The organism is uncultured Campylobacter sp. (assembly GCF_938018145.1).
In the GTDB taxonomy this organism is placed as follows: domain Bacteria; phylum Campylobacterota; class Campylobacteria; order Campylobacterales; family Campylobacteraceae; genus Campylobacter_A.
On sequence record NZ_CALIII010000265.1, the window covers coordinates 1 to 8,178 of the forward strand.

Annotated in this window: 7 protein-coding genes; 1 reads left to right on the forward strand and 6 read right to left on the reverse strand. The window is 44.9% G+C overall.

Going from position 1 to position 8,178, the window contains the following annotated elements:
* From Q0338_RS06050 to Q0338_RS06075, 6 genes are all read right to left on the reverse strand, one after another.
* Positions 1-458: septal ring lytic transglycosylase RlpA family protein (locus Q0338_RS06050; RefSeq protein ID WP_298085973.1), on the reverse strand; the 458-nt coding region annotated here is incomplete at its 3' end.
* Positions 459-498: 40 nt separating this feature from the next.
* Complete coding sequence (locus Q0338_RS06055; RefSeq protein WP_298085974.1) at positions 499-1,710, reverse strand: lytic transglycosylase domain-containing protein; 1,212 nt, start codon at positions 1,708-1,710, stop codon at positions 499-501.
* A 12-nt stretch (positions 1,711-1,722) separates the two neighbouring features.
* Positions 1,723-2,508 (reverse strand): TatD family hydrolase, encoded by a 786-nt coding sequence (locus tag Q0338_RS06060; RefSeq protein ID WP_298085975.1) that lies wholly within the window; start codon positions 2,506-2,508, stop codon positions 1,723-1,725.
* Positions 2,508-3,761 (reverse strand): diguanylate cyclase, encoded by a 1,254-nt coding sequence (locus Q0338_RS06065; protein WP_298085976.1) that lies wholly within the window; start codon positions 3,759-3,761, stop codon positions 2,508-2,510. Before Q0338_RS06065 ends, Q0338_RS06060 begins: the two co-directional genes overlap by 1 nt.
* A gap of 71 nt (positions 3,762-3,832) precedes the next feature.
* Positions 3,833-5,356 (reverse strand): AAA family ATPase, encoded by a 1,524-nt coding sequence (locus Q0338_RS06070; RefSeq protein WP_298085977.1) that lies wholly within the window; start codon positions 5,354-5,356, stop codon positions 3,833-3,835.
* Positions 5,349-6,242, reverse strand: a complete 894-nt coding sequence (locus Q0338_RS06075) for an NAD(+) kinase (RefSeq protein WP_298085978.1) — start codon at positions 6,240-6,242, stop codon at positions 5,349-5,351. The genes Q0338_RS06070 and Q0338_RS06075 overlap by 8 nt, the downstream gene beginning before the upstream one ends.
* A 93-nt stretch (positions 6,243-6,335) precedes the next feature.
* Here Q0338_RS06075 and aspS point away from each other — a divergent pair, with 93 nt between their 5' ends.
* On the forward strand, positions 6,336-8,087 hold the full coding sequence (gene aspS, locus Q0338_RS06080) for an aspartate--tRNA ligase (RefSeq protein ID WP_298085979.1): 1,752 nt from the start codon (positions 6,336-6,338) through the stop codon (positions 8,085-8,087).
* Positions 8,088-8,178 lie beyond the last annotated feature (91 nt).

An 8,178-nucleotide genomic window follows, 5' to 3' on the forward strand; every position in this document is an offset into this window, starting at 1 on the left:
TTAAAGCCAACAACCTCTAGCAAAACCGGGGCCGTACCGGCGTTAAACACATCAAGCTTCACCGCGCCAGTTTTTGACAGGTCTATCACGCGCCCTGCGACAAAAGGACCACGGTCGTTTATGCGTACGATTATATTTTTGCCGTTTTTTATATTCGTCACGCGCACCATCGTATTCATCGGCAGAGTCTTATGCGCTGCCGTCATAGCGTGCATATCGTAAGTCTCGCCGTTTGACGTCTTTTTGCCGTGAAAATCCGGACCGTACCAGCTAGCTATACCGCTAGCCCTATCGCCGACCTTTACGACGGTCGGATAGTATGTTTTCCCGTTTATGGTGTATGGGCGCATGGTTGCTTCATGCATGCCCTTTGAGCTATTTATCTTACCGCTTTTTTTTGTGCCGCCGCTACCAGTGATCCCGCCAAACGGCGAAGTCAAGAACGAACAGCCGCTCATAAAAAATACGAAAAATAGACTAAAAAATATAAATTTAGCCCTACTCGGTTGCGGCAAGTTTGGCTCCGATCGAGCTGTTTGAGCTCATAAGCGTATTGGCTTCTTTTAAATCCTCAAGCGCTACGTCAAATTTCTGTGAAACTTCTCCGAGCGTATCGCCGCTTTTTACCATATACTCGGCTAGATAGTTTACGTTTTGCTCACTTGGGATAACTAGCTTTTGGCTAGGCTTGATCTCGTTTGAAGCAAGTCCGTTGTACTCTTTTATGATTTTATGATTTACGCCTGTTTTTTGGGCTATAGTTAGCAGCGTGTCGCTTTCTTTGACCGTATAAATTTCAAATTTTCTATTTTGTGCCGCCTCGAAGTTGTCGCTAAACATTTTCTTTTTATTTAATGGGATATAAAGATAATAAGGCTTTTCCGTTGGCGGAGTATAGACGAATTTTAGATGCATATTGTATTCTTTCATCTTTTTTAGGCTAAGCCCTATACTGTCTCCTACCTCCATCAGCGTTGTGCCGCCTGGAACGTCTATCTTTGATAGCTCTATACCGTTCGTACCGCTTAGAGCCTGCGTTTTAGCGAGCAAATTTTCCTGCTCTTTAGCTATGTGTGCTATGGTTAAAATTTTCTTGACGAATCTTTTTGTCTCTTTTGGGATATAGCTTTTTTTATCGTCTAGTAGTGTAGCTAGATCGGTAGTTCCAGCCTTCCTGATGCCCTCTCTTAGCCTTGCTTCGCCACAGTTATAGGCCATCATCGCAAGATACCATTTGCCAAAGTCGTTTTTTAGGCTTTGTAGATATTTTGTTGCTGCAGCAGTAGCTGCCATGGGATCTTTTCTCTCATCGGTGTATTTATCGACTCTAAGACCGTAAAGCTTCGCCGTAGACTCCATAAACTGCCAAATTCCGATGGCTTTTTTGCTAGAAACTATGTGATTTGAAAAACCGGACTCCGTCATAGCAAGATACAAAAACGACTCCGGGATACCTGAGTCTTTTATGATCTTTTGAAGCATCGGGATGTGTTTGTAGCCGTTTTTGACGGTATTAGTAAACTCTTTTCTCTTACCGTCCTTGATGGAATTTTTTATAGAAGCGTAGTGAGAGCTTTGTAAAAATTTAGCGTCTATGTCGAATTCTTTTAATATCATCTTTTGGGTTTGCTCTGCGTCGCTACTAGCCGCGGTCGCAAAAAGCCACCCCGTACATGCTAGACACAGCATTATTACTCTAAAGATTTTCATTTTTCTCCTTGATTACGTGTTAAATTTCATAAAGATTTTCTTCGCGTTTTTCGTTGTTATTTCCATTACCTCTTCTTCTTTTAAATTTAAAATCTCAGCCATCTTTACTGCTACCAATCGCGTAAAGGCAGGCTCGTTTCTACGCCCCCTAAAGGGCTCGGGCGTCAGATACGGCGCATCGGTTTCAAGCAGTAGCCTATCTCGCGGAATTTGGGGCAAAATTTGAACCAAATTTTTCGCGTTTTTAAATGTCAAAACCCCGCCGATACCAAAGTAAAATTCGCCCATTTTTGCAAGCTCTAGAAGCAAAGGCGAAGCGTTATAGCAGTGCAAAACCGCTCCGACTAGCCTGCTTGCATACTCTTTTAGGATATTAAAACTATCTTCGTTTGCATCTCTAATATGCAAAATAACCGGCAAATTTAACTCTACCGCCATATCAAGCTGTGCTCTAAACACGCGCTTTTGTTCCGCTTTTTCAAGCTCTTTTTCATTTTCGTCTTTAGGCAAGCGGAAATAATCAAGCCCGCACTCGCCCACAGCAACGCACTTTTCGTCTTTTGCAAATTTATAAAGCACGTCCTTGTCAAATCCATCCTTATCATACGGATGAACTCCGACGGCAAAAAATACATTTTCAAATTCGCGGGTTATTTTAGCCGCTTTTGGTAAATCATTAATATCAGCACCTGGTATCAGCACTCCGCCGACACCGTTTTCTTGGGCATTTGCTATAATTTTTACTAGATCACTATCAAAGCTTTCATCGTCCAAATGACAGTGAGTGTCTATTATCATCAGGCTATTTCTACCCTATTTCGCCCGTTTTCTTTCGCTCTGTAAAGAGCCTCGTCGGCAAGCTCCAAAAGCTCATCTAGCTTATAATCGCTCCTACTAAAGGCCACTCCGATAGAGACGGTAAATTTTATCTGCTCTTTTTTTAGTCGCACCTTGCAGTTTGCGATGCTAGCTCTTAAATTTACAAAAAATTTACCCGCCTCTTCATGCGAGACGTTTTTTAGCACGATACAAAATTCTTCCCCGCCAAATCTCGCCACCAAATCGCCTTTTTTAGTCTCGTCGATAAGCTTTTTAGCTAGCGTCTTTAACGCCTTATCGCCGCCGTCGTGGCCGTAGGTATCGTTTATATGTTTAAAATGATCGATATCCAGCATCGCCACCGCATAAGGCTCGGCGCGCTCCTCGGCGTAGGCTAAGTATTCGTTCATATCGTCGTAAAAGTACCTTCTATTATAAACGCCCGTCAGGAAGTCCTTGTTCGCAAAATCGGCGATTTGATTTATGTTTTCCATCGCTTCGATTAGATTATTTACCCTGCAAATAAGCTCTTCTTTTACAAAAGGTTTAGCGATAAAATCATTCGCTCCGTTTTTCAAAAAGATCGCGCCGTTTACGTTTTCGCTCGGACTCGTCATCATCAAAACGCCGATTTGATTTTTATCGCCCGCTGCTCTTATCTCCTTTAAAACCTCAAGGCCGTCTTTTACGGGCATCCTATAGTCGCACAGAATAAGTTTCATGTCGGGGTTATCGGCAAAATAACTCATCGCTTCCTCGCCGTGAGCGGCGGTAAATACCTGAAACTGAAGGCTAGTTAGGATTTTTTTAAGATTATTTCTAAAAGGCGCCGAATCCTCAACGATCATTACCTTATATTGTCTATTTTTGCTGAGGCGATTTATGATCTTAAATATATAATTTATATCGTCCATATTGCCCTTATAGACGTAGTCCACGATATCTTTATGGATGAAGCTCTCTCTAGTGGCATCATCCATGCTACCCGTTAGTACGATGCTAGGTAGGCCTTTTGATATGACATAGTCCACGATTTCGCCGTTTGGAGCGTCGGGTAAATTTAGATCAAGCAGCGCGATAAAATACTCTTTTGGATCGCTTAAAAAAGCTTGCGCTTCAGCCATAGTGTACGCCACGTCGATCTCCATTTCGACCTTATCTTCCATCTTTTTGGCGATCAGTCTAGCTAGCGCTTTGTTGTCTTCTACTATTAAAATTTTATTTTTTTCCATCTATTCTCGTTAAAAATTTTTTTCAAATATACCATTACTTTTCTTTTTTCAACCTAAATTTTAAGCCAAACTTAAACAATCAAAAGCTGGCGAGCAAAATTTATCGCCTCCTCGGTTATACGTTCGCCGCTTATCATACGAGCTAGCTCAGATACGCGCTCTTCGCCCTTTAGCTCCCTTACGTTCGAGGTTTCGCCGCGCTTTTCTACTAGAAAATGCGAATCGGCCTTAGAGCTAAGCTGCGGCTGGTGCGAGATAGCAAAAATTTGATAAAATTCGGCCAAATTTAGCAGCACGTTTGCGATACTCATCGCCTCTTTTCCGCTTAGATTCGCATCTATTTCATCTAGGATTATGACGCCCTCGCCGCCTCCGGTGATCTTACTTTCGCTCGCGATAAAAGCTAGCCTTAAGCGGTTTAGCTCGCCCGAGCTTAGATTTTTTAGCGCCGTCTCGTTTAGGCTCAAATTTACCTCGTCCCTGCCGGCGGAGTTTAGGGTTTTGCTATTTATCTTTAATGAAATCTCGCTCATATAAAGCTCTTTTAGAAACGAATTTATGAGCGACTCAAGCTCTTTTAAATTTGCCGCGCGAGCCTGGCTGATTTTATCGGCCAGCACGTTTACCGCGGCTTCATTTTGCTTAAATTTACGCTCCAGCTCGCTTTTTTCAAAGCTTATATTTTCGTATCTGGCTAGCTCTGCCTTGCGCGTTTTTAGCGTCTGCAAAGCCTCCTCCTCGCCGCCGTAGCGACGCACGAGCGAGTTTATCGCCTCGATGCGGTCTAGCACGCCCTCGATATCCACGTCTTCTAGCTCGTCCATGTTTAGATTTTCGCGCGCTACTCGCAGCTCGTTCATCGCCTCTTCAAAAAAGCTGCTATCGACGTCGCTGATGTTTAGCGCGTCCACTACGGATTGCTCGAAATTAAAAATTTGCTCCGCCCTATTCCACGCTTCTAAAATTTTATCCTTTTTACTCAGGCGCTTTTTTAGCTCCATTAGCTCGTCAAATTCGCCGATTTTCGGGCTCACGCTTTCTATTTTATTGATTTCAAAGGATGCGAATTCCTTTAGCTCCTCCACTCTTTTTTCTTCGTCGATTATTTTTTTCAGCTCGCGAGAAATTTGGCTAAATTCGTCAAATTTGAGCCTAAATTCGCTCAAAATTTCGTTAAATTTAGCGTCTTTTTTCGCCTGCAAGCTATCTAGCAAATTTAAAAATCTCTCGTTTTCAAATTCGTTTATTTCCTTTGCGGATAGGTATTTTACGTGCTCTTTGGCGATGCTGGCTAGATTTTTTTTAGAAACGGCTTGCGAGTTTATAAAGTACCGCGTCGTTTTGTCGCGAAAAAGTTTAAAGGTATTTATCTCCTCGCTCTCTAGGCCGAATTCCTCAAGGTCAAATTTATGCGAGACGTCGGCCTCGATCAGCTTTGCTTCGCTATCTTTTAGCCCCAAAACCGCCATTATCGAGCCCATCAGGACTGATTTGCCAGCACCGCTCACGCCCGTAAATACGCTAAGTCCGCGCCCGAAATTTAACTCGACGTTTTCAAAACTCAAATTTTGCTTTATCAAAATCCGCTCAATCATTATAACCCCAATGCAGCTTTTCTTTTAAAATTTGAAAATAATCTCTCCCGACGTGGCGGATTAGCCGCGCCGTGCTCGCGCTTAGCGTCATGCTCACGCTCTCAAGCTCGCCCATTTTGTACCGCTCCTGCCCGTCGATAACCAGCACCGCCGCGCTTGCGGTTTTAAATTTGATCTCAAATCCTCGCGGAAGCACGACTGGGCGCTGCGTGAGCGAGTGCGAGCAAACGGGCGTAACCAAAAACACCTCGCTCAAAGGATAGGTTATCGCTCCGCCCGCGCTCATGTTGTATCCGGTTGATCCCACGGGCGTAGAGACGATGACGCCGTCGCCAAAATACGCGTTAAAGTATTTTTCGTTCCAAAAGGCCTCCACGTGCGTCATGGAGCCTACCTTTTCGCCCACGATTACCGCGTCGTTAAATGCGATTTTGCGTAAAATTTCCCCGCTTTTTTTGTGCAAAAAAACGTCAAGCATAAAAGGGGTCTCGACCTCAAATTTGCCCTCGAAAAACTCGGCGAAAAATTTCTCGCATTCATTCATCGTGATATCTGTTAAAAACCCTAGCCTACCCGCGTGTATGCCAAGCACGAAGGGCGAAATCTCGGCCGCGTTTCTACAAAGCGAGATGATCGTGCCGTCGCCTCCGAGCGAGATCAAAAAATCGCACTCCGTAGCTAGCTCGCGTACCTCAAATCCTTGCAAATTCGAGCCCTCTTTTAAATTTAAATGTTTAGCCGCCGCGTTTTCAAATAAAATTTGAACGCCGTACCTGGCTAAAATTTCGCGTAAAATTTGTGCGTTTTTAACTAAATTTCCATTGATTTTTGCGACTAGACCGACTTTTTTTACCTTAGCCGGAAGTAATAAATTCTCTTTTTTCATAGAGCGGATTTTATCACATTTTGTTTTAAAAAAGCTGGGAAAAAGCAAATTTCTAGTATAATGGGCGCGTTAAAAACAGCAAAAGGAGTGAAAATGCGTAGCCATTACTGCACTGATTTAAGCAGTGCCGACATAGGCAAAGAAGTTACGCTTTGCGGCTGGGTAAATACCTACCGCGACCACGGCGGCGTTATATTTTTGGACCTGCGCGATCGCACGGGACTGATCCAGATCGTCTGCGATCCGGCAGATAGCAAGAGCTCTCACGAGGCCGCGTCGCACGTTCGCGACGAGTACGTGCTAAGGATAAAAGGCAAGGTTCGCGCTCGCGGCGAAGGCCTAGTAAATCCGCGCCTAAAAACGGGCGAGATCGAAGTAGTTGCAAACGAAGTGGTCGTCGAAAACCCGAGCGAGACGCTACCTTTCGTCATCGGCGACGAGAGCGTAAACGAGGACATCAGGCTAAAATACAGATTTTTGGACCTTAGAAACGAGAAACTTCAAAATATCTTTAAAATGCGCTCAAAAGCGGCGATCGCAGCTAGAAACAGCCTAGATAAAATGGGCTTTATCGAGTTTGAAACGCCGATTTTAACGCGCGCTACGCCTGAAGGCGCGAGAGACTATCTAGTGCCTAGCCGCGTATATCCGGGCCAGTTTTATGCCCTGCCGCAAAGCCCGCAGCTTTTTAAACAGCTTTTGATGTGCTCTGGCTTTGATAAATATTTCCAGATCGCAAAATGCTTCCGCGACGAGGACTTGCGCGCCGATAGACAGCCGGAATTTACGCAGATAGATATCGAGATGAGCTTCATCGAGCAAGAAGATATCCTAAATATGGCCGAAAATATGCTAAAAGACGTATTTGCCGCATGCGGATACGATATCCAAATCCCTTTCCGCCGCATGAGCTACAAAGAGGCGACCGAGAGCTACGGCAGCGATAAGCCCGACTTGCGCTACGATCTAAAGATGATCGACGTTATCGACATTTTCGCGCGCTCTAGCAATGAAATCTTTAGCAAAATCGCAACCGAACCTAAGAAAAACCGCATCAAAGCGCTAAAAGTGCCAAACGGCGATAATATCTTTAGTAAGCGCGAGATGAACCGTTTTGAGGAATTCGTCCGCAAATTCGGCGCTCAGGGCCTTGGCTACTTCCAGATGAAAGAGGACGGGCTAAAAGGACCGCTTTGCAAATTTTTCGAGCAAAGCGACCTTGACGAGATTGTCGCTCGCTGCGAGCTAAAAGTCGGCGACGTCGTGTTTTTCGGCGCCGGCAAGAAGAAAGTCGTACTTGACTACATGGGACGATTTAGGATTTTCCTCGCCGAGCAAATGGGCATCATCGACCAAAACAAAATGGAGTTTTTATGGGTGCTTGACTTCCCGATGTTTGAGCAAAACGACGACGGCAGCTACTCAGCTATGCACCATCCGTTTACTATGCCTAAAAACATCGACGAGTCCGATCTCGAGGACATTCTCTCGGTCGCTCACGACGTCGTGCTTAACGGCTATGAGCTTGGCGGCGGTAGCGTAAGGATACACAAAAACGACATTCAGCAAAAGGTGTTTAAGCTACTTGGTATCGACGAAGCTGAGCAACGCGAGAAATTTGGCTTCTTGCTCGATGCATTAAGCTTCGGCGCGCCTCCGCACGGCGGTATCGCGATCGGCTTTGACAGGCTAAATATGCTAGTAAATAAAACCAGCTCGATCCGCGACGTCATCGCCTTCCCTAAAACTCAGCGCGCTCAGTGCCCGCTAACGAAGGCGCCTAGCGAAGCTAGCGCGGAGCAGTTAAGGGAGCTAGGGTTAAGGCTGCGAGAAAAAGAAAAATAAGCTTGAAAGCGTCGTCTCGCCGCGCTATACGTCGTTGGTTTTAAAATTTGGCGCTCCGCAGGCTATATGCCTAGCGCACGCTTAAATTTTA